General features: G+C 73.5%; 20 protein-coding genes. 14 read left to right on the forward strand and 6 right to left on the reverse strand.

The features are described from left to right. Positions 1–5 precede the first annotated feature (5 nt). A complete protein-coding gene (locus ACTWLT_RS21005; RefSeq protein ID WP_252416271.1) occupies positions 6–362 on the reverse strand; it encodes an STAS domain-containing protein in 357 nt (118 codons plus the stop codon). A 166-nt stretch (positions 363–528) separates the two neighbouring features. Here ACTWLT_RS21005 and ACTWLT_RS21010 point away from each other — a divergent pair, with 166 nt between their 5' ends. The 6 genes from ACTWLT_RS21010 to ACTWLT_RS21035 are packed head-to-tail and all read left to right on the forward strand — an operon-like array spanning position 529 to position 6,120. Continuing rightward, positions 529–1,389 carry an STAS domain-containing protein gene (locus ACTWLT_RS21010; protein ID WP_445319837.1) on the forward strand — a complete coding sequence of 287 codons (861 nt, stop codon included), beginning with the start codon at positions 529–531 and terminating at the stop codon, positions 1,387–1,389. Continuing rightward, a complete protein-coding gene (locus ACTWLT_RS21015) occupies positions 1,389–1,799 on the forward strand; it encodes an STAS domain-containing protein (RefSeq protein ID WP_445319838.1) in 411 nt (136 codons plus the stop codon). Before ACTWLT_RS21010 ends, ACTWLT_RS21015 begins: the two co-directional genes overlap by 1 nt. Continuing rightward, on the forward strand, positions 1,796–2,212 hold the full coding sequence (locus ACTWLT_RS21020) for an ATP-binding protein (protein ID WP_445319839.1): 417 nt from the start codon (positions 1,796–1,798) through the stop codon (positions 2,210–2,212). Before ACTWLT_RS21015 ends, ACTWLT_RS21020 begins: the two co-directional genes overlap by 4 nt. Further along, on the forward strand, positions 2,209–3,222 hold the full coding sequence (locus tag ACTWLT_RS21025; RefSeq protein WP_445319864.1) for a SpoIIE family protein phosphatase: 1,014 nt from the start codon (positions 2,209–2,211) through the stop codon (positions 3,220–3,222). The genes ACTWLT_RS21020 and ACTWLT_RS21025 overlap by 4 nt, the downstream gene beginning before the upstream one ends. After that, positions 3,219–4,580: a sensor histidine kinase gene (locus ACTWLT_RS21030; RefSeq protein WP_445319840.1), complete on the forward strand. Its 1,362-nt coding sequence runs from the start codon at positions 3,219–3,221 to the stop codon at positions 4,578–4,580. The genes ACTWLT_RS21025 and ACTWLT_RS21030 overlap by 4 nt, the downstream gene beginning before the upstream one ends. A gap of 1 nt (position 4,581) precedes the next feature. After that, positions 4,582–6,120 carry a SpoIIE family protein phosphatase gene (locus tag ACTWLT_RS21035; RefSeq protein ID WP_445319841.1) on the forward strand — a complete coding sequence of 513 codons (1,539 nt, stop codon included), beginning with the start codon at positions 4,582–4,584 and terminating at the stop codon, positions 6,118–6,120. A gap of 33 nt (positions 6,121–6,153) precedes the next feature. Here the strand turns inward: ACTWLT_RS21035 and ACTWLT_RS21040 are convergent, their stop codons facing one another. Continuing rightward, on the reverse strand, positions 6,154–6,951 hold the full coding sequence (locus ACTWLT_RS21040) for a DUF6597 domain-containing transcriptional factor (RefSeq protein WP_445319842.1): 798 nt from the start codon (positions 6,949–6,951) through the stop codon (positions 6,154–6,156). A gap of 31 nt (positions 6,952–6,982) precedes the next feature. Here ACTWLT_RS21040 and ACTWLT_RS21045 point away from each other — a divergent pair, with 31 nt between their 5' ends. The 6 genes from ACTWLT_RS21045 to ACTWLT_RS21070 all read left to right on the forward strand — a co-directional run bounded on the left by ACTWLT_RS21045 (position 6,983) and on the right by ACTWLT_RS21070 (position 13,049). Beyond that, a complete protein-coding gene (locus tag ACTWLT_RS21045; protein WP_445319843.1) occupies positions 6,983–7,558 on the forward strand; it encodes a TIGR03086 family metal-binding protein in 576 nt (191 codons plus the stop codon). Between the two features lie 46 nt (positions 7,559–7,604). Further along, complete coding sequence (locus ACTWLT_RS21050) at positions 7,605–8,141, forward strand: PadR family transcriptional regulator (RefSeq protein WP_445319844.1); 537 nt, start codon at positions 7,605–7,607, stop codon at positions 8,139–8,141. Then, positions 8,138–8,839, forward strand: coding sequence for an ABC transporter ATP-binding protein (locus ACTWLT_RS21055; protein WP_252416261.1), 702 nt, complete (start codon positions 8,138–8,140; stop codon positions 8,837–8,839). The genes ACTWLT_RS21050 and ACTWLT_RS21055 overlap by 4 nt, the downstream gene beginning before the upstream one ends. Beyond that, positions 8,836–10,356 (forward strand): ABC transporter permease, encoded by a 1,521-nt coding sequence (locus tag ACTWLT_RS21060; RefSeq protein WP_445319845.1) that lies wholly within the window; start codon positions 8,836–8,838, stop codon positions 10,354–10,356. Before ACTWLT_RS21055 ends, ACTWLT_RS21060 begins: the two co-directional genes overlap by 4 nt. 114 nt (positions 10,357–10,470) lie before the next feature. Continuing rightward, positions 10,471–10,896, forward strand: a complete 426-nt coding sequence (locus tag ACTWLT_RS21065) for a hypothetical protein (RefSeq protein ID WP_445319846.1) — start codon at positions 10,471–10,473, stop codon at positions 10,894–10,896. Positions 10,897–10,898: 2 nt separating this feature from the next. Next, the gene (locus tag ACTWLT_RS21070; protein ID WP_445319847.1) at positions 10,899–13,049 is read left to right on the forward strand and encodes a bifunctional polysaccharide deacetylase/glycosyltransferase family 2 protein; all 2,151 of its coding nucleotides are present in this window, start codon (positions 10,899–10,901) and stop codon (positions 13,047–13,049) included. A 26-nt stretch (positions 13,050–13,075) separates the two neighbouring features. On the opposite strand, the gene ACTWLT_RS21075 is transcribed toward ACTWLT_RS21070, so the two are convergent. Continuing rightward, the gene (locus ACTWLT_RS21075; RefSeq protein WP_445319848.1) at positions 13,076–13,231 is read right to left on the reverse strand and encodes a hypothetical protein; all 156 of its coding nucleotides are present in this window, start codon (positions 13,229–13,231) and stop codon (positions 13,076–13,078) included. 22 nt (positions 13,232–13,253) lie between these two features. Then, positions 13,254–15,350, reverse strand: coding sequence for a S9 family peptidase (locus tag ACTWLT_RS21080; RefSeq protein ID WP_445319849.1), 2,097 nt, complete (start codon positions 15,348–15,350; stop codon positions 13,254–13,256). Between the two features lie 95 nt (positions 15,351–15,445). On the opposite strand from ACTWLT_RS21080, the gene ACTWLT_RS21085 reads away from it, so the two are divergent. After that, the gene (locus ACTWLT_RS21085) at positions 15,446–16,804 is read left to right on the forward strand and encodes an FAD-binding oxidoreductase (protein ID WP_445319850.1); all 1,359 of its coding nucleotides are present in this window, start codon (positions 15,446–15,448) and stop codon (positions 16,802–16,804) included. A gap of 31 nt (positions 16,805–16,835) precedes the next feature. Here ACTWLT_RS21085 and ACTWLT_RS21090 read toward each other — a convergent pair whose 3' ends face one another. Both ACTWLT_RS21090 and ACTWLT_RS21095 read right to left on the reverse strand, forming a co-directional pair. Continuing rightward, positions 16,836–17,267, reverse strand: a complete 432-nt coding sequence (locus tag ACTWLT_RS21090) for a hypothetical protein (protein ID WP_445319851.1) — start codon at positions 17,265–17,267, stop codon at positions 16,836–16,838. 47 nt (positions 17,268–17,314) lie between these two features. Next, positions 17,315–19,390, reverse strand: coding sequence for a SpoIIE family protein phosphatase (locus ACTWLT_RS21095; RefSeq protein ID WP_445319852.1), 2,076 nt, complete (start codon positions 19,388–19,390; stop codon positions 17,315–17,317). A gap of 302 nt (positions 19,391–19,692) precedes the next feature. Between ACTWLT_RS21095 and ACTWLT_RS21100 the strand changes: the two genes are divergently transcribed. Then, positions 19,693–21,163 (forward strand): HAMP domain-containing protein (locus tag ACTWLT_RS21100; protein ID WP_445319853.1); only part of this gene is annotated, 1,471 nt, incomplete at its 3' end.

Here is a 21,163-nt window from a genome sequence, read left to right on the forward strand (position 1 = left end):
AGCGGTCAGGAGGAGGCCGGCGACGGTTCGCCAGCGACGGCCTGATCCACCGTCGGATAGGTGTGCAGCACCTCGACCAGACCGCTCACCTCGAGGATGCGCAGCACCCCCCGCTGCGGGGCGGCCAGCCGCACCACGCCGCCGGCCTCGTCGCAGCTGTTCTTGGCGCGGACGAAGACCGACAGGCCGGTCGAGTCGCAGAACGAGACATCCGCCAGGTCGAACACCAGCCGGTTACGGCCCTTGTCGAGCAGGTCGGTGATCTGGTCCTGCAACTGGGGTGCGGTCGCCATGTCCAGCTCGCCCGCGACCGACACGACGACCACGTCGCCGCGCTGTTCCGTGTGCACCGTCAAGGACATTCGCCAGACCTCCTGTTATCGGGGGAACGGTATCCCACGAACGGGGTCGAACGCAGAACGGGAGCCGGGATCCGGTGGTCATCATCATTCCGTTGCTACGGGGCAAGTAGTTGATCAGGCCCCGGTGATAGAGTCCGCCCCGTTCCAGGTCGAGGGGGTTTTCGCAATGGCGTTGAGCGCCGAGGAAAGTGGTCGACTCGCCGCGCTGCTGGGCGGTCAGGCCGAGCGGGTCACGCACCGATGGACGGAAACCGTCGCCGGTTCGTTGCGCGGCCGACTGAGTCAGGCGGAGCTGCGCCGGCAGGTCCAGGACCTGCACCAGGCCATCGTCGACACCGGCCAGCAGGGCGCCATCGACCTGTCCGCCGACACCGCCGCCGAGCTGCGCGCCACGCTGTCCGAGCTGTCCCGTGGCCGGGCCCGGCAGGGCTTCTCCGCCACCGAGACCGCGATCAGCATCTTCGCGCTGAAGGACGTGCTGGTCGAGCTGGTGCAGGAGGCCGGCGGCGACAACGCCCTGCGCGACTACGTCGCCTTCTCCGGGCTGGTCGACGAGATGGGTCTGTTCACCTTCGAGAGCTTCGTCCGCACCCGGGAGAGCCTGATCGCCGACCAGGCCGAGCAGCTGCTCGAACTCTCCACGCCGGTGGTCAAGCTCTGGGAGGGCGTCGTCGCCGTCCCGCTGGTCGGCACCCTGGACTCGGCCCGGGCCCAGGTCGTGATGGAGCGGCTGCTGCAGACCCTCGTCGACACCAGCTCCCCGTACGCCATCATCGACATCACCGGCGTGCCGGCGGTGGACACCCAGGTCGCCCAGCACATCCTGAAGACCGTGGTGGCCGCCCGGCTGATGGGTGCCGACTGCATCATCTCCGGCATCCGCCCGCAGATCGCGCAGACCATCGTCGCGCTCGGCATCGAGTTCGGTGACATCGCCACCAAGGCGAGCCTCGCCGACGCGCTGCGCCACGTGCTGCGGCTGACCGGCGTGGAGAGCGCCCGCCGACAGCCACGCCGGGACGCCTGATGGAACGGGTTCCGATCCTCAAGATCGGTGACATCCTGCTCGTCTCCATCCAGCTCGACATGTCCGACCAGACCGCCGTCGCGCTCCAGGAGGACCTCGCCGAGCGGATCGTCGTCACCGGCTGCCACGGCGTCATCATCGACATCACCGCGCTGGACATCGTCGACTCCTTCGTCGGGCGGATGCTCTCCAGCATCGCGTCGATCTCCAAGGTGCTCGACGCCGAGACGGTGGTGGTCGGGATGCGACCCGCCGTCGCCATCACCCTTGTCGAACTGGGGCTGTCGCTGAACGGAATCCGTACCGCCCTGAACGTCGAGCGCGGCATGGAACTGATCGCGGTGGCCCGCGCCGACGAGCTCGAGTACCAGCTCGACGATGATCCGGACGCCGAGACGGCCACGCCGTGACCGCGGGCGTCGACCTGGGCCCGCAGGCGCAGGCGATCCGGAGTGACGAGGACGTGGTGCGCGTCCGCCAGTTGGTTCGTGGCGTGGCGGTGGCCGTCAAGCTCTCCCTGGTCGACCAGACCAAGGTGGTCACCGCGGCGAGCGAGCTGGCCCGCAACACCCTCGTGTACGGCGGCGGCGGCTCGGTGGAGGTGACGACCGTGGACAACGGGCGGCGCCGGGGCGTGCGCATCGTCTTCGCCGACTCCGGCCCCGGCATCCCCGACCTCGACCTGGCCTTCACCGACGGCTACACCACCGGCGGCGGGATGGGCCTCGGGCTCAGCGGGGCCCGGCGACTGGTCGACGAATTCGAGATCGAGACGTCGGCGGAGACCGGCACGCGTATCACGGTCACCAAGTGGTCCCGGTGAACGGCGACGCGGTCACCGACAGTGGCATCTGGTTCCGGGTGGAGGCCGGCAGCGCGGCCAGCGCCGTCCGGCGTGCCGCCGAGCGACTCGGCGAGCAGATTCAGCTGGGCCAGTCGCGCATCGCCGATCTGGCGATCGTCGCCGCCGAGCTGACCAGCAACCTGGTCAAGCACGCCGACGAGGGCGTCCTGCTGCTCCGGCCGGTACGCCGGGCCGGTGAGGCGGGCGTGGAGCTGGTGGCGATCGACTCCGGGCCCGGCATGGCCGACCTGACCGTCTCGTCCCAGGACGGGCACTCCACCACCGGCACGCTCGGGATCGGCCTGGGTGCCATCGTCCGGCAGGCCAGCTGGTTCGACGCGTACTCGCTGCCCGGTCGGGGCAGCGTCCTCGCCGTGCAGGTCTGGCCGGCCGAGCCCGCCCGGCCGTCCTGGGCCGGCGCCCTGACCCGGCCGCTGGCCGGCGAGACGGTCAGCGGTGACGGGTACGCCGTCCGGGTCGCCGACGGGCGGCACCAGGTGCTGGTCAGCGACGGCCTGGGGCACGGCCCGCTGGCCGCCGCCGCCACCGAGGCGGCGCTCGCCGCGTTCCGCGACGCCCCGGCCACCCCGCCGGCAGCGGTGGTGAGCCACCTGCACCGGGCCATGTCGTACACCCGCGGGGCGGCTCTGGCGGTGGCCGAGCTGGCGCCCGCCGACGGCATGCTGCGCTACGCCGGGCTGGGCAACATCGCCGGCGTGATCGTCGAGGGTGACGGTCAGCGCCGGGGGCTGGTGTCGCTGCCCGGCATCGCGGGGCACCAGCGGCCGGCGGTCCGGGAGTACGACTATCCCTTCGCTCCGGGTGCCCGGCTCGTGATGCACAGCGACGGAGTGGTCGACCGCTGGCGGTTGACCGACTACCCGGGCCTGGCGGAGCGATCCCCGCTGGTGATGGCCGCGACCCTGCTGCGCGACGCCGGAATCCGGCGCGACGACGCCTGCGTGCTGGTCGCGAGGTCCTGGGTATGACCGAGGAGCCGGCCGGGCTGCCGCTGCTGCAGATGGCGCTGCGGGTCGAGCAGGACATCTTCGTGATCCGGCAGCGCGGCCGCGAGGTGGCCGCCGTGGTCGGCCTGGAACATCAGGACCAGGTCCGGATCGCCACCGCTCTCAGCGAGGTGGCCCGGGACCTGCTGCGGATGGTCGGAGGCGCGGACGTCTCCTTCCACATCGACGCGGGCGTCGACGGCCGCTTCCACCTCCGCGCCGACCTTGCCCCGGTGGCCCCGCTGTCCGACGGCCGGTTCGAGCCGCAGTCCGGCGCCGTGTCCCGACTGGTCGACACCTTGAGCGTGTCGACCGTCCAGGGGGTTACGGTCGTGAGGATGTCCCGACGAGTTCCGGCCAACGCGCCGACGCCGACCCCGGAGCGGCTCGCCGAGTTCCGTGCCGAACTCGGCCGTACCGCGCCGTCCAGCGCCCTCGATGAGCTGACCGTCCAGAACGGGCAGCTCATCGCGGCGCTCGACGAGGTGCGCAGTCAGCGCGACGAGCTGGCCGTGCTGAACGAGGAGCTCGCCGAGACCAACCGGGGCGTGCTGGCGCTCTACAACCAGCTCACCGAGGAGCTGAAGGAGACCAACCGGGGGGTGGTCGCCCTCTACGCCGAGCTGGACGAGAAGTCGGCCCAGCTGCGCGCGGCAAGCGAGTCCAAGAGCCGGTTCCTGGCCAACGTGAGCCACGAGCTGCGCGCCCCGGTGACCGCGATCATCGGGTTGGGGCGTCTGCTCGCCGACTCCGCCTCCGACCCGCTCACCGACGAGCAGGCCCGCCAGGTCGGTCTGATCCGCTCCTCGGCGGCGGACCTGCTCGGGCTGGTCAACGAGCTGCTGGACCTCGCGAAGGCGGAGTCCGGCCGGATCGAGCCGGACTGGGCGGAGGTGGACCTGCGGCCGCTCTTCGGTCAACTGCGTGGCACGCTGCGCGCGCTGGCCACCCGGCCGGGGGTGGAGCTGGTGGTGGAGGAGCCCCCCGCGCCGGCCGTGCTGCGTACCGACGAGGTGCTGCTCGGCCAGGTGCTGCGCAACCTGCTGCACAACGGGCTGAAGTTCACCGAGCGCGGCGAGGTGCGGCTGCGGGCCGGGCAGAGCGACGACCGGTGGAACTTCTCGGTCATCGACACCGGCCCCGGCATCGCCCCGGAGCTGCACGACCGGATCTTCGAGGAGTTCTACCAGGTGCCGGGGGCGACCCGGGTCGGCGGCACGGGGCTCGGCCTGCCGTACGCCCGGCGTCTGGTGATGCTGCTCGGCGGGACGCTGGAGCTGACCAGCGAGCCCGGTCGGGGCAGCACCTTCACCGTTTCCCTGCCCGTGGGCGGAGCGTGACGTGGACGGCGGGCCGGCGACCGTCCTGGTGGTCGATGACAGTCGTACCAAGCGTTACCTGCTGGTCAGCTGGCTGACCCGGGCCGGGTTCACCGTGCTGGAGGCCGAGAACGGCGCCGAGGCTCTGGCCCGGGTCGAGGTGGACCGGGTCGACCTGGTGGTGCTCGACGTCCGGCTGCCCGACCTGAGCGGCTACGAGGTCTGCGAACGGCTCAAGGCGGCGCATCCGGCGATGCCGGTGATCCATGTGTCGGCGCACGCCGTGGACGTGGCCGACCGCGCCCAGGGGCTGACCCGGGGTGCGGACGCCTACCTGACCGAGCCGATCGAGCCGGAAGAGCTGATCGCCACCACCCGGGCGGTGCTGCGCTACTACCAGGCCCGGCAGCGCGCTGAGCTGCTCGCCGAGCGGCTGCTCGTGCTGGCCGACACGACAGTGGCGGTGCACGCCGCGCCGACCTTCGCCCGGCTGCTGGAGGCCGCCGCCGAGGGTGCCGCGCAGATCTTCAAGAGCCCGGCGGCGGTGGTCGCCGAGACGTTCGACGGCGACTGCCTGGCCGGGATCTGCGCCGGCCCGGGCACCGGGGCCACGGTGGTGCCGTGGGTCGTCGACGACACCGGCGTGCCGGCCGGCGCGACCGTGCGCGTGGAGATCCCGGCGGACTGGGGGCTGATCGAGTGGCCGGCGGGCGACTCGGTGACGGTGGCCGCCGCCCGGCTGCGGGAGGACCGGGCACCGCTGTACGTGGTGGTCCCGACCGCCACCCAGACCGCCCGGACCCCGGTGCTGGTGCAGCTCGCCCAGGCGGTGGCGGCGGCGGTGGAGGCGCAGCGCTCGTTCGACGAGGAGCACCGGATCGCGGTCACCCTCCAGCGCAGCCTGCTCCCGCGCGGGCTGCCCACGGTGGCCGGGCTGGACTTCGCGGTGCGCTACGAGCCGGCCAGCGCCCAGACCGAGGTGGGCGGCGACTTCTACGAGCTGGTCATGCTCGACGGGCACCTGCTGATGGCGATCGGCGACGTCGCCGGCCACTCGCTGCACGCGGCGACGGTGATGGCCGAGCTGCGGCACGCGGTGCGGGCGTACGCGGTGGAGGGGCACCAGCCCGGCGAGATCCTGCACCGGGTCAACGAGCTGATGCGGACCCTGCTGCCGAACGAGCTGGCCACGCTCTGCGTGCTGCTGCTGCACCCGCCGACCGGGCGGGTCCGGCTGGCCAGCGCCGGTCACCTGCCGCCGGTGCTCAGCCAGGACGGCAAGGTGGAGTTCGTGCAGCAGTCGGCGCCACTGCTCGGCGTGCGCGCGCCCCGTCCGGCGGACCTGGAGTTCGTGCTTCCGGCCGGGGCCACGCTGGTGTTATACACCGACGGGCTGATCGAGCGCCGGGACGCCACGATCGACGAGGGGTTGGCCGCGCTCGCCGCGGTGTCCGGCACGGTGGACGAGAACCTGGACGATTTCTGCGCCCGGTTGCTGGTGGAGCTGGCCCCACCGGAGATTCAGGACGACGTCGCGGTGGTCGTGCTGCGTCGCCGCTGAGCCGGCGCCCGAAGCTGGGCTGGTCGCCCCGCTTCAACGGACCGATCGGGCGTACGCGGCGGGCGACACGCCGGCGACGGCGGTGAAGTCGCGGACCAGGTGGGCCTGGTCGCTGTAGCCGAGGTCTGCGGCGAGACCCGCCCAGTTCAGCGGCCCGCCGGCGGCCTGTTCGACGGCCTCCTGGAGTCGGTAGCGGCGGATCACCCACTTCGGCCCGACCCCCACGTACTCGGTGAAGAGCCGTTGCAACCGGCGGACCGGGACGTGATGGCGCGCGGCGAAGTCGTCGACCCGCAGCACCGTCCGGTCCGTCCGGATGGCCTCGGCCAGCGCGACGGCCTCCTCGACCGCCGGGTCGGCGTCGGGTGCCCAGGCGGTGAGCAGGGCGTCCAGCGCGCGGCGGCGTTCATGGTCGGTGCCCGTGCACACCTCGGCGTCGGGCGGTGTCAGCCGCCCGGTGGGCAACGGCAGCCGGCGGCCGGTCAGCTCGGCGACCGGTCGTCGCCAGAACGGGTGGAAGCCGCCGGGGCGGAACTGGACTCCGCAGACCCGGCCGGTGCCGGCCAGCGTGATCCGGAAGAGGTCCCGGCCCACTCCGGCCACCTCGCCGGCCTCCGGCCCGTCGCCGTCGCGGCGGAACACCACGTTCACCGCCGGGTGCGGCACGACGCGCTGCTCGAACGGCGCGCTCAACGCCCAGTCGATCAGCCAGTAGTGCTCGACCCACGGTCGCAGCCACTCGGCGGGCAGGTGCCGGCGGAAGCGGACCTCGCGCAGCAACCGGCCCGGGTCGAGGATTCCCCGGCTGTCGCCACGCGGTTGCTGTCGCATTTTTTCAAGACCACCCTCATACGCTGGCCCTATGGCAACTCAGACTAGCGATCTGCTCGCGGCTGCGGCGCCGCGAACCGTCGACGTGGTGCGTGGCATCGGCGACGACCAGCTCGACCTGCCCACGCCCTGCCGCGACTACACGGTCCGGGATCTGCTCAACCACCTGATCGAGGTGGTGGTGAACTTCCAGGCGCTGGCCGAGAAGCGGTCGGTGGAGTGGGCCGACAAGCCCGACCACCTGGTCGACGGCTGGCGGGACCGGTTCGAGGCGGAGACCGGCCGGCTGGTCGCCGCCTGGTCGGACCCGTCCACGCTGGAGGGTGTGTCGCCGGGCATGGGCATGCCGCAGACCGTCATCGGCGGCATGGCGCTGCTGGACCTGACCGTGCACGGCTGGGACCTCGCCGTCGCGACCGGCCAGCCGTACGAGCCGGCTCCGGAGGCGGTGGCGGAGCTGCGTGGGCTGGTCGAGGGGTTGGCGCCGACCGCCCGCAGGATGGGCGTCTTCGCCGACCCCGTGCCGACGTCCTCCGTCGACCTGCCGGACCTGGACCACCTCCTCGCCCAGACCGGTCGTCCCCCGACCTGGCTGCCCACGCGCTGACGCCGCGGTGGTTGACAGCGGTATTCGCTGAGTGAATAGTTGCGGTGTGTCCACGCCGCATGTCCTGCTCGGGTTGCTCGCCGCTGGCAGCCGGCACGGTTATGAGCTCAAGCGTGCGCACGACGAGCGGCTGCCCCGAGCCCGGCCGCTGGCGTTCGGGCAGGTCTACGCCACCCTCGGGCGACTCGAACGTGACGGCCTGGTGGCCGCGACCGGGCAGGACCGGGCCGCGGGTCCGGACCGCACGGCGTACGCGCTGACCGGCGAGGGACGGGCGACGCTCGACCAGTGGCTGTCCACGGTGGAGCTACCCATGCCGTACGTGGCCAGCACGCTCTTCACCAAGGTCGTGGTGGCGCTGCTGGTCGCCGACGTCGACCGGGCCCGCACCTACCTGATCGCCCAGCGCGCCGCGCACACCGCCCGGCTGCGCGAGCTGACGACGGTCAAGGCCGATCCGGCCGCCACGCTCAGCGATGTGGTCGCGGCCGACTTCGCGATCGCCCATCTCGACGCGGACCTGCGCTGGCTGCACGCCACCCTGGACCGCGTCGCCGACTGGCACCGGGAGGTGCACCCGTGACGCAACTCCAGGCTCGCGGCGTGGTTCGGGCGTACGGCCCGACGCCCGCCCTGCGCGGCGTGACGCTCGACGTGACCGAGGGCGAGATCGTGGCCGTCACGGGTCCGAGCGGCTGCGGCAAGTCGACCCTGCTGCACTGTCTGGCCGGGATCCTCCGCCCGGACGCCGGCGAGGTCAGCTGGCGTGGTCATCGCATCGACCACCTGTCGGAGGCGGCCCGGTCCCGGCTCCGGCGCACCGAGTTCGGGGTGCTGTTCCAGTTCGGCCAACTGGTCGCCGAGCTGACCGCGGCGGAGAACGTCGCCCTGCCCCTGCTCCTCGCCGGCACGGGGCGGCGAGAGGCACGGACGGCGGCGCTCACCTGGCTGGAACGGTTCGGGGTGGCCGAGCTGGCCGATCTCCGGCCCGGCGAGATGTCCGGCGGCCAGCAGCAGCGGTGCGCCACCGCGCGGGCGCTGGTCACCGAGCCGCGGGTGCTCTTCGCCGACGAGCCGACCGGCGCGCTGGACACGCTCACCGGTGAGCAGGTGCTGACCCAGCTGGTCCGGCTCGCCCGCGAGCAGCGCACCGCCGTCGTGCTGGTCACCCACGAACCGCGGATCGCCGCGTACGCCGATCGGGAGATCGTGCTGCGTGACGGTCTGGTGGACCACACCGGCCTGGGGCTCGACGTGCCGCTGGCGGGCGGCTCCCGGTGAGGCCGGCGACGCTGGTCCGGCTCGCGCTGGCCGGCACCCGCACCGACACCGCCCGGGTGGTGCTCACGGCGCTCAGCGCCCTGCTGGCCACCCTGGCCGGGTTGGCGGCGCTCACCGTGCTGGCCATCCAGAAACCCGCCGGGAACGCCTGGGTGGAGTCCGAGCAGTACCGCAACGAGTTGCTGCGCGAGCCCGGGCTGCGCGGTGGCACGGCGTTCGCGCTGCTGCTGCTGACCATTCCGGTGCTGGCACTGGCCGGCCAGTGTGCCCGGCTCGGCGCCCCGGCCCGGGACCGCCGGCTGGCCGGGCTCCGGCTGGCCGGCGCCACCCCCGGCCAGGTCACCCGGCTGGCCGTGCTGGAGACGGGCCTGGCCAGCCTGCTCGGCACGTTCGTCGGGCTGGGCGTCTACCTGGCCGGTCGGGAGCTGTTGCACCGGCCGGACGGGCAGGGCCGGCTGGCTCTGCCCACCGACGTGCTGCCGTCGGTCGGGGCGATGGCCGCGGTGGTGCTGGGGCTGCCGATGATCGCGGCGCTGGCCACCGCGGTGATGCTGCGGACGGTCACCACCAGCCCGCTGGGTGTGAGCCGTAAGGCGGCCCGGGAGCGCGGGCCGCGCCCGTGGGCCGGGGTGCTGATCGCGTTGGGCCTGACCTGCTTCGCGGCGATCCGGCCGGTGCTCCACCAACTCGACGACGAGCAGGTGGCGCGCTGGCTGGTGCCGCTGATGTTCGTGGCTGGTGGCCTCGCGGCGATGATCGGGGTGGTGATCGGCACCGGCTGGATCTCGTACACCTGCGGGCGGTTGCTGCGCCGGTACGCCCGCCGTCCGCCGGCGCTGCTCGCCGCGGGTCGGCTGATGGCCGACCCGTGGGCCGGTAGCCGTACGTTCGCCGCGCTGCTGGCCGCCCTGATCTTCGGCGGCGGCGCGGCCGCGTTGCGCGCCTACTTCGTGGCCCAGGACGCACTCGAACGGGAGCAGAACCAGCTCGACGGCGTCGACAGGGGCGCCGACCCGTTCTACCTGTCCACCATGGACCTGGTCGACGTCGCGGTGGGGGTGGCCGTGCTGATCGCCGCCGGAGGGTTGATCGTCGCGCTGGTGGAGGGGATCGTGTCCCGCCGCCGGGCCTACTCGGCGCTGGTCGCCACCGGCGTGCCGCGTGGCGCGCTGAGCCGGTCCATCGCCTGGCAGGCGCTGGCCCCGGCGGTGCCGGCGATCCTGCTCGCCCTCGGTGTCGGCACGCTCCTCGGCCGAGGGCTCTTCCCGAGGGCGGCGACGGGCGGGGGATCGACAGCGGTCTGCGACGCCACGGCAGCGCTCTGCGACGACCCGGCGACCCGCGACCAGTACGTCCGGATCGTGGAGACCGCCGGGGCCGAGCGGGTTCCGGACGTACCGCTGGAGCAACTGGCCTGGCTGGGAGCCGGCGCGTTGGCCGCGGTGCTGGTGACGGTCGGCGTCGGCCTGCTCTTCCTGCGGGTGAGCACGGCGGTGGACGAGCTGCGGACGGCCTGAGTCGATGTAACGGCGTCGCTGGCGGTGCCGCTGTCTGCACCGGAGGCCCGGACCATCGGGTCGCCGGCGCCCGACCGGACGGTTCGCGGCGCGGTAGCGGTGGGAGTTCGCCAGATGCACAACCAACCGGGTGGCGCACCGCCGGTGTTCGTCGACGGGACCGGCCGCCGCCGGCGGCTGACCGTCATCGCCGGGACCGCGATGGGTCTGGGTCTGCTCGCCAGCCTCGGGTTGATCGCCGCCGGGCTCTTCCTGGACACCTCCGTGTCGCTGCCCGGCTGGTCCGACGACCCTCGGGCACCGCGACCGGTGGAGGCCGGCGTGGACGGGATCACACAGCCTCGGGTGCCGGACCCGCCGTCGCTCTCCCCGGTGACCCGCACGTCGGCGCCGCTGTCCAGCCCCACCCCGACCGGCGTCCGGCGCCCCGGCCCGCCCACCACGTCGACGGGGGCGCCGTCCGCCACCGACCAGCCGGGCCGCGCCGACGAGCACCGCAACACCTCGAAGCCGAGCAGGCCACCCGGTAAGCCGCAGTGACGATGGCGCGACACGTGGCCCGACGGGATCCGCGCGCCCACTGGATCCTGCTCCTGCTCGGGTTGCTCCTGCTGCTCGCGGCACTCACCGTCAACGGCCTCGTGAGCGGCCTCTCGGGCGGCTCCGGCACCCCCGCCGCCAGCGGTTCCGCCGCACCGGCCGTACCGGCCCAGGTCGGGTCGGGCGGCCCGGTCCTTCGGCTGGATCACGCCGAGCCGGTCAGCCGGGCTCTGCCGGGCCGGACGATCGCGCTGACCTTCGACGACGGGCCGGACCCGCGCTGGACCCCGCAGGTGCTCGACGTGCTGCGCCGCCACGGCGCGCACGCCACCTTCTTCGTGGTCGGAGCCCGGGTCAACGAGCACCCGGAGCTGGTCCGCCGGATCCTCGCCGAGGGCCACGAGATCGGGTCGCACACCTACACCCACGCCGACCTCGCCGCCGTGCCGGCGTGGCGACGCGACCTCGAACTCTCGCTCACCCGCAAGGCGGTCGCCGCGGCGACCGGCCGGGAGGTCACCCTGCTCCGGCCGCCGTTCTCCTCGGTGCCGACGGCGCTGACCGGGCCCGAGTACGCCGCGCTGCGCGCCGCCGCCGGGACCGGGCACGTCGCGGTGCTCGCCGACCTGGACACCAGGGACTGGCAGCGCCCCGGCGTCGACCAGATCACCCGGGCGGCCACCCCGAAGCGGGGACAGGGTGCCGTGGTGCTGATGCACGACGGCGGCGGTGACCGGGCGCAGACGGTGGCCGCGCTGGACCGGCTGCTGCCCGCGCTGACCGGCCAGGGCTACCGGTTCACCACCGTCTCCACCGGCATCGACGCCTCGCCGTCGATGCTCCCGGCCGGCGCCGGCAGCCGACTGAGCGGCACCGCGCTGCGCTGGACCCAGACCGGCGCACGCTGGTCGGCCGGGGTGATGAACGCACTGCTCGCCATCGCCCTGGTGCTCGGCGTGCTGCGGCTGGTGGTGCAGGTGATCTGCGCCCAACGGCACGTACGTCGGGTCCGCCGGCCCCGCCGGGACAGGCCCGAGGTGCGCGTCCCGGTGTCGGTGATCGTGCCGGCGTACAACGAGGCGGCGAACATCGCCGCCACGGTCCGTTCCCTGGTGGCCAGCGCGTACCCGGCGCTGGAGGTGATCGTGGTGGACGACGGATCGGACGACGGCACCGCCGACATCGTCGAGCGGATGCGGCTGCGCGGGGTACGCGTGATCCGGCAGGCCAACGCCGGCAAGCCGGCGGCGCTGAACACCGGCATCCGGGCGGCCCGCGCGAACCTGCTGGTGCTGGTGGACGGGGACACCGTCTTCCAACCGGACACCGTGCACCGGCTGGTGCAGGGCTTCGCCGACCCGACGGTGGGTGCGATCAGCGGCAACACCAAGGTCGCGAACCGGCGCCGGCTGCTCGGCCGGTGGCAGCACCTGGAGTACGTGATCGGCTTCAACCTCGACCGCCGGATGTACGACGTGCTGGAGTGCATGCCGACCATCCCCGGCGCGATCGGCGCGTTCCGGCGCGAGGTGCTGCTGCGGGTGGGCGGCGTGCCGGCGGACACGCTGGCCGAGGACACCGACCTGACCATGCAGGTGCTCAGGGCCGGGTGGCGGGTGGTCTACGAGGAGTCGGCGATCGCCTGGACGGAGGCCCCCTCGTCGCTGCGGCAGCTCTGGCGGCAGCGGTACCGCTGGTGCTACGGCACCATGCAGGCGATGTGGAAACACCGGCACGCGCTGCGCGAGTCGGGTGCCGGCGGGAAACTCGGTCGGCGGGGTCTGCCGTACCTCACGGTGTTCCAGATCGTGCTGCCGCTCACCGCGTCGGCGGTCGACGTGTTCGCCGTCTACGGCCTGCTCTTCCTGCCCTGGTCGACCCTCGCCCTGGCCTGGGCCGGGCTGCTGCTGCTCCAGGCGGCCACCGCCGGCTACGCGCTACGCCTCGACCGGGAGCGGTACGGGCCGCTGTGGGCGTTGCCCTTCCAGCAGCTGGTCTACCGGCAACTCATGTATCTGGTCGTGGTGCAGTCGGTGGTCACCGCGTTGGTCGGCAACCGGCTGCGCTGGCAACGGATGGTCCGTACCGGCGAGGCCGCCGCGTTGGTCGGCGCCGGCCCCCCTGATCGGCGGGTACTGCCCACCCCGACCTGACCGGTCCGCGACGTCGCGGTCGCCGGTCAGGTCGGGGTGTGGAAGAGGCCGGCGGACCAGGCGATCACCAGGCCGACGGCGGCGGAGCAGCAGCAGACGAGCAGGGCGGCGGCCACCACCGCGAGGATCATCCAGGCGGAGGCGCGCCGGGGAGCCGGTGCCGCACCGTCCTCGTCACTCATCGCCGCCGCCCCGGTCACCAGCTCAGGCGCGGCCGAGACGGTCCAGGATCCAGGCGTTGATGAACGCCTCCTCGCGCCAGGCGTCGTAGCGCCCGCTCGGGCCGCCGTGCCCGGCACCCATCTCGGTCTTCAGCAGGTAGTCGCCGCCCGGGGAGACCGCCCGCAGGCGGGCGATCCACTTCGCCGGCTCCGAGTAGAGCACCCGGGTGTCGTTGAGGCTGGTCACCGCCAGGATCGCCGGGTAGTCCACCGGCGCCACGTTCTCGTACGGCGTGTAGGACTTCATGTACGCGTACACCTCCGGGTCCTCCAGCGGGTTGCCCCACTCCTCCCACTCGGTGACGGTCAGCGGCAACGACGGGTCGAGGATCGAGGTGAGCGCGTCCACGAACGGCACCTGCGCGACGATGCCGGCGAACGCGTCCGGGGCGAGGTTCGCCACCGCGCCCATCAGCAGGCCGCCCGCCGAGGCGCCCCGGGCCACCAGCCGGTCGCTGGCCGTCCAGCCGGCCTTGACCAGGTGCCGGGCGCAGGAGACGAAGTCGGTGAAGGTGTTCTTCTTGGCCAGCATCTTGCCCTGGTCGTACCAACGTCGGCCCAGCTCACCGCCACCCCGGATGTGCGCCACCGCGAAGACCACACCCCGGTCCAGCAGGGACAGGCGGGCCACCGAGAACCACGGGTCCATGCTCGCCTCGTACGAGCCGTAGCCGTACAGCTCGCAGGGGGCGGAGCCGTCCCGGGGCGTACCGACCCGGCAGACCAGCGAGATCGGCACGCGGGTGCCGTCGTCGGCGAGCGCCCAGTCGCGGTGCTGCTCGTACTCGGCCGGGTCGTACGGCCGCCCGTCCGGGCCGGGCAGCACCGGCTTCTGCTTGCGCAGCACCATCTGCCGGGTGACCAGGTCGTAGTCGTACACCGAGTCGGGTGTGACCAGCGAGGAGTAGCGCAACCGGACCTGCCCGGTGCGGTACTCCGGGTTGGCGTCCAGGCCGACGCTGTACAACGGCTCCGGGAAGTCGATGTCGTACGCGTCGCCGCCCCCGATCGGCAGCACCCGCAGCCCGGTGAGCCCGTCGGTGCGCAGCGACACCACGAGGTGGTTCGCGAAGGCGTCCACCGCCTCCAGCCGCGTGCCGGGGCTGTGCTCGATCAGCGGTACCCAGTCGCCCGGCGTTTCCGCCGAGGTGAAGGCCAGCGCGAAGTCCTCGGCGCCGTCGTTGTGCAGGATCAGGAAGCGGTGGCCGTGGTGCTCCACCGTGTACTCGACGCCCTGCCGGCGGGCCGCGATCACGGCCGGCGCGCCGGTCGGGTTGGCGGCCGGGATCACCAGCACCTCGCTGGTGACCTTGCTGTGGATGTCGATCAGGATGAACTTCTCCGACCGGGTCAGCTCCACGCCCACCCAGAACCGCTCGTCGTCCTCCTGGTGGACCACCACGTCGTCCGCGGCGGCGGAGCCGATGGTGTGCCGCCAGACGCGGTTGGGCCGCCAGGCGTCGTCGACGGTCACGTAGAACAGCGCCGAGGCGTCGGCCGACCACGCGGTGCCGTAGAACGTGTCGGGCACCTCGTCCGGCAGCAGCTCGCCGGTCGTCAGGTCCTTCACCCGCAGCGTGAACCGCTCGTCTCCGGAGAAGTCGGTGGAGTAGGCCAGCCAGCGCCCGTCCGGGCTGACGTCGAAGGCGCCCAGCGAGAAGAAGTCGTGCCCCTCGGCCAGCAGGTTGCCGTCGAGCAGCACCTCCTCGCCGTCCAGCGGGGCGCCGTCCGCGCTGAGCGGCGGGTCGGTCTCGGAGTCGCGGACCGCGCGCCGGCAGTGCACCCCGTACTGCTGCCCCTCGACCGTCCGGGTGTAGTACCAGTGCCCGCCCTTGCGGGTCGGCACGGACAGGTCGGTCTCCCGGGTGCGCCGGCGGGTCTCCTCGAACAGCTCGGCACGCAGCCCGGCCAGGTGCGCCGTGCGCTCCTCGGTGTAGGCGTTCTCGGCGGTCAGGTAGGCGATCGTCTCCGGGTCGTCCTTGGCGGCGAGCCAGGCGTACTCGTCGATGACGGTGTCGCCGTGGTGGGTGCGCTCGGCGGGCACCCGCTTCGCCGCGGGCGGGGCAGTCTCGGTGGTCACGGCGCCACGTTACCGGCCGGCTCGCTCCGCGCGCCGGACCAGCGGCATCCCGATAGTCGGCACCACCGCATTCGAACACATGTACGATAGCCGGCATGGCGGCAGCAGCGAGTTCCCTCGACCGGTCCGGAGCCCTTGAGATCACCCGGAGGTTGGCGGCGATCTGCGGTCCGCCGTTCGCCCGGCTCGCCGGGCCGGCCGACGAGGTGGCCGGGCGACCGGCCCGCTGGGTGGCGGTGCCGGGCGGGCCACACGCCGCGGCCGAGGTGCTGCGCCTGGCCGCCGCGCACGACCTGACGGTGGTCCCCCGGGGCGCCGGCACCAAGATCGACTGGGGTGCCACGCCCGCGCGGGTCGACATCATGCTCGACACCGGCCGGCTGGCCGGCATCGGTCACGAGCCGGTCGGCGCGCCGGTCGCCGAGGTGGGCGCCGGCACTCCGCTGCGAGCGGTGCAGTCCACCCTGGAGCGCACCGGGCAGCGGCTGGCCATGGACGCCCCGTCGCCCGGGGCGACGCTGGGCGGGGTGCTCGCCGCCGGTGAGGCCGGCCCCCTGCGACACCGCCACGGCAGCCCCTGCGACCAGCTTCTCGGTCTGCGCTACCTGGGTGCCGACGGCGAGCTGGTCAGCGCCGGCGGCGGAGCGCCGGGGCTCGACCTCGCACGGATGCTGTGCGGCTCGCAGGGCGCGCTCGGTGTGCTGGTCTCGGCGAGCCTGCGGGTGCAGCCGGCGCCGGCCAGCCGGCTCTGGGTGTCCCGCCCGGTGTGGACGCCACTGGAGGTGCACGACCTGATCCGGGCGATCCTCGCCGCCCGGCTCGAGCCGGCGGCCATCGAGCTGGACCTGCCGGCCGGCGCGCCCAGGCCCCGCTCGCCGTACCCGCCCGGCCATCCGTCCGCCACCGCCCGCGAGCGCCACCCCTCGATGTCCGGGCGGGCCAGCGCCCCGTCCCGGGCGGGCAGCCTCGTGGTGCTGCTGGAGGGCGGGCCGGCCGACGTCACGGAACGCGCCGAGCGCCTGGTCGGCCTGCTGCACGGGGAAGCCACCGTCACGCACTCCCCGCCGCCGTGGTGGCGTCGCTACCCGTTCGCACCCGGCGACACGGCGCTGCGCCTGGAGGTGCCGATCAGCGACCTGCACGCCGCCGTCTACGCGTTGCGCGACGCGGCCGGCGCGCCGGTGCCGGTGCGCGGTTCCGCAGGGTTGGGCGTGGTGCACGCGGCACTGCCCGGCGCGCTGGCCCCCGACCGGGTCGCGTCCATCCTGGCCGCCGTCCGAGGGGTCCTGCTGGCCCGGCAGGGGCGGTGCGTCGTTGTCTCCGCACCCGCGCCGGTGCGACAGGCCGTCGACCTGTGGGGTGAGCTGGGCGGCCTGGCCCAGCTGCGGGCCGCCAAGGAGCACCTCGACCCCAAGCACCGGCTCGCGCCCGGCCGGCTCCCGGGCGGCCTGTGACCGGGCGCGGTCCCTCGCTACCGCCCGGTGGTCAGTCCAACCACCACCGATGCATGTCGAGCAGCGGCGGGGTGAACCGGGCCACCAGCACGAGCACGCTGCTGGCCGCACCGGCCAGCAGCAGCGTCCGGGCCGTCCGGGGCAGGGCGTCCCGCTCCCGGGCGGCCAGCGCCACCGCGACGACCGCCAACGGCAGCCCGAGCACGGCGCCCACCAGATAGAGCAGCGCCACCACGGCGTAGAGCCAGAACAACGGGTTCGCCCCGTGCATCCCGAACGGGACCAGCTCCTTGGGGTCGTACGCGCCGGTCAGCATCTCCGCCGGCCCGACGCCGGCGGTGGCCATCCGGCCCAGGTAGAGCAGCAGCACCGTGAGGAACGCCCCGACGGTCGCGAGCTGCGCGGCGATCAGCACCCGGACCAGCGGCCGGGAGTACGGCGCGACCCGCGCGACAGTCGACATGGCCGTCAATCTACCGAGCCAACCATGACTCGGGGTGCCGCCCGCGCTCAGGTCGCGTCGTTGCGGAGCACCAGGATGGCGATGTCGTCGCGCGGCGGCTCGACCGAGAAGTTGATCGCGGCGGCGCGCAGCCGGGCCGCGACCACGTCGGCCGAATATCCCGCCAGGGGCGCCGCCGCGTCACGCAGCCGGTCGGTGCCGAACAGCTCCCGGCCGCGCCGCCGCTCGGTGACCCCGTCGGTGTAGAAGATCAGCGAGTCGCCCGGAGCGAGCGTGATCCCCGCCGTCGGCGAGGTGATCGTGTCCAACAGGCCCAGCGCCGTGCCGCCGGTGCCGACGAACCCGGCGCCGCCCGCCGCGGCCAGCAGCACCGGCCGGTCGTGCCCGGCCAGGTGCAGCGAGACGTCCAGCCGGTTGCCATCGCCCGGCCCGACCGCCGCCAGGGCGAGCGTGCAGTACCGGCCGCCGCCCCGCTCGACCAGCGTCTCGTTGAGCCGGGCCAGGGCCTCCGGCAGCGGCTTGCCGTCGCCGACCAGCACCCGGATGACGTCGCGGACCAGACCGGTGACCGCCGCCGCCTGGACGCCCTTGCCCGAGACGTCCCCGATCACCACCAGCCAACGCCCGTCGGGGAGCGGCACCACGTCGTAGAAGTCGCCGCCCACCTCGGCGTCGTCGCCGGTCGGGACGTACTCGGCGGCGAAGCCGATCCCCTCCAACAGCGGCAGCACCGGCGGCAGGAGAGACTGCTGGAGCGTCTGCGCCACCCGGCGCCGCTCGGCGTGGATCCGGGCGTTCTCGATGGCCAGCGCGGCCCGCCGGGCCACGTCCTCCAGCACGGACACCTCGTCCGGGTCGTGCCGGTGCCGCTGGTGCCGACCCACGGCCAGGGTGCCGAGCCGCTGCCCGCGCGCGATCAACGGGACCGCGAACCCCTCCATCGGCCCGCCGAGCGGGATCTGCGCCGCGCTGCGGGACGCCTCCCGCAGCCGGGCCTGGATCGAGTCCGGGCCGGTCTCCGCCAGCACCTTGTGCAGCTGCGGCAGCACCGACTCGTCCGCGTGGGTGGCCGCCGCCAACCGGAGCCGGCCCCACTCGTCGGTGGTGTGCACCGCGCACCACTGGCCGAGCCGGGGCACCACCAGCTGCGGGATCAGTGCCATGGTCAGCTCGACGTCCAGCGACTGGGCCAGCAGTTCGCTCGCCTCGGCCAGGAAGGTCAGCCACGCCTGCCGGCGGACGTCGGCCCGGCGCAGCCGGTCGTTCTCCAGGTGCAGCGACAGCCGCTCGGCGGTCAGCACCGCCAGCGGCCGGGCGTACGCCGACGGTGCGGCGTCCAGCTCCAGCTCCCCGGCGTACGGGCGGTGCACCGTCAGCGGCACCCGGAGCAGGTCGCCGTCGTCGCGGGGTTGCCGGCCGAAGCGGGCCAGCACCTGGCGACCCTGCCCGTCGCCCCGGTCCAGCCGGATCGTGCCGCCGGCCGCGCCCACCATCTCGGCGACCCGGCTGAGCAGGCCGGTGGCGAAGTCGGGCAGGGGGTCGTCCGCGTACATGTCGGGGGCGGTCTGCATGAGCTCGCTCATCGCGCTGGCGCTCGGCGCGGAGCTGTCGACGGTGGCGCCCGGGCCGGCGGCGGCGGGCGTCGACTCGCCGCTCGCGGCGGCGGCGGCCGACGGGTCGGCGCCGGGCCGGTCCAGCCGGAACCAGACGCCCTTGCCGGTGGGCAGGTACGTGGTGCCCCAGCGGCTGGCGAAGTGGTCGACCAGCAGCAGACCCCGCCCCCGCTCGGAGACCTCGTTGATCTCGGTGGCGTCGTTGCGGACGCCGACGGTCAGCTCGTCGCCCGTGCCGGGTGCGAAGTCCGAAACCGTCACGGACAGGCCGATCTCGTCCGCGACGACCTCGATGTCCAGTTCGGTGCGGGCGTGCTCGATGGCGTTGGTGGTCAGCTCCGTGGTGAGCAGCAGCGCCTCGTTGGCCAGCTCGTCGAGGGCCGCCTCGGTCAGCACCGAGCGGACGACAGCGCGGGCCGCGGCGGGCGTGCGGCGGTCAGCGGGCAGGCGGACACGCCGGACCGCCCCGTTCCGGGCCCCGGCCGTCGCGGGCCCCGCCTCGGCTGACACCCCCGTATCCTCCACCGTTGCCCCGCCGGGTGCCAAGCCGGTCGACGATCGCCGAGCCGTGTGTCGGCGGGCCGGGCGTCGCTCTCCGACCGGCTGCGACAGTCCGCCCCTGACGAGGGGGTCCGGCACGCCGGCGAGGTCTGCGACCGGCCGTGCCGGATCGGCCCCCATCGAGAGGATCCGTGGGCCGTCCGGGGCGAACCGGCGGGTCGCGCACCCTGGCACCGCGGCGCGCGCGGGCACAATATGGGGAGCCGGCGTGTCCGCACCGGGCCGGCGGCCCCCGAGTTGAGCGAGGAATCATGACCACGGCGAAGCAGTCGGTGGCGGATCCGTCCGCGGCCGACCACGAGGCGCTCCTCGGTGAGTTGGCCGAGGCGCTGCGACGGGTCCGTCGCGGCGACCTGAAGGTTCGGCTACCTCGCCGGGCGGGCAAGGGCGGCGAGGTCGCGGACGCCTTCAACGAGGTGGTGTCGCTCCAGGAGCGGCAGTACCTGGACCTGCGGCGGATCAGCCGGATCGTCGGTCGCGACGGCCGGCTCACCGAGCGGCTCGACGACGAGGGTCTGGACGGCTCCTGGGCGGAGGGGCAGCGGGCGATCAACTCACTGATCGACGACCTGGGCCGGCCGACCACCGAGATCGCCCGCGTCATCGTGGCCGTCGCGGACGGCGATCTGTCCCAGCACATGGCGCTGGAGATCGACGGCCGGCCGCTGCGCGGTGAGTACCTGCGCATCGGGCGCACCGTGAACACCATGGTCGACCAGCTCTCCTCGTTCTCGAACGAGGTGACCCGGGTGGCCCGCGAGGTGGGCACCGAGGGCAAGCTGGGCGGCCAGGCCGACGTCCGGGGCGTCGCCGGCACGTGGAAGGACCTCACCGACTCGGTGAACACCATGGCGTCGAACCTGACCTACCAGGTGCGGTCGATCTCCCAGGTGTCCACGGCGGTGGCCAAGGGCGACCTGTCCCAGAAGATCACCGTGTCGGCCAAGGGTGAGGTCGCCGAGCTGGCGCACACGATCAACTACCTCACCGACACGCTGCGGCTCTTCGCCGAGCAGGTGACGCGGGTGGCCCGCGAGGTGGGCACCGAGGGCAAGCTGGGTGGCCAGGCCGAGGTGCCGAACGTGGCCGGCACCTGGAAGGACCTGACCGACAGCGTCAACTCGATGGCGTCGAACCTGACCGCGCAGGTGCGGAACATCGCCCAGGTCTCCACGGCGGTGGCGCGGGGCGACCTGTCGCAGAAGATCACGGTGGCGGCGCAGGGCGAGATCCTGGAGCTGAAGGACACTGTCAACACGATGGTCGACCAGTTGTCGTCGTTCGCCGACGAGGTGACGCGGGTCGCCCGTGAGGTGGGCATCGAGGGCAAGCTGGGCGGCCAGGCCCAGGTGCGCGGGGTCTCCGGCACCTGGCGTGACCTCACCGAGAACGTGAACCAGTTGGCCGGCAACCTCACGAGCCAGGTCCGCAACATCTCCCAGGTCTCCACGGCCGTGGCACGCGGTGACCTGTCCCAGAAGATCACGGTGGACGCCCAGGGCGAGATCCTGGAGCTGAAGAACACCGTCAACACGATGGTCGACCAGTTGTCGTCGTTCGCCGACGAGGTGACGCGGGTGGCCCGCGAGGTGGGCACCGAGGGCAACCTGGGCGGTCAGGCGCAGGTGAAGGGTGTCTCCGGCACGTGGCGGGACCTGACCGACAACGTGAACTCGATGGCGTCGAACCTGACCAGCCAGGTCCGCAACATCGCCTCGGTGA

The organism is Micromonospora yongxingensis (assembly GCF_052601155.1).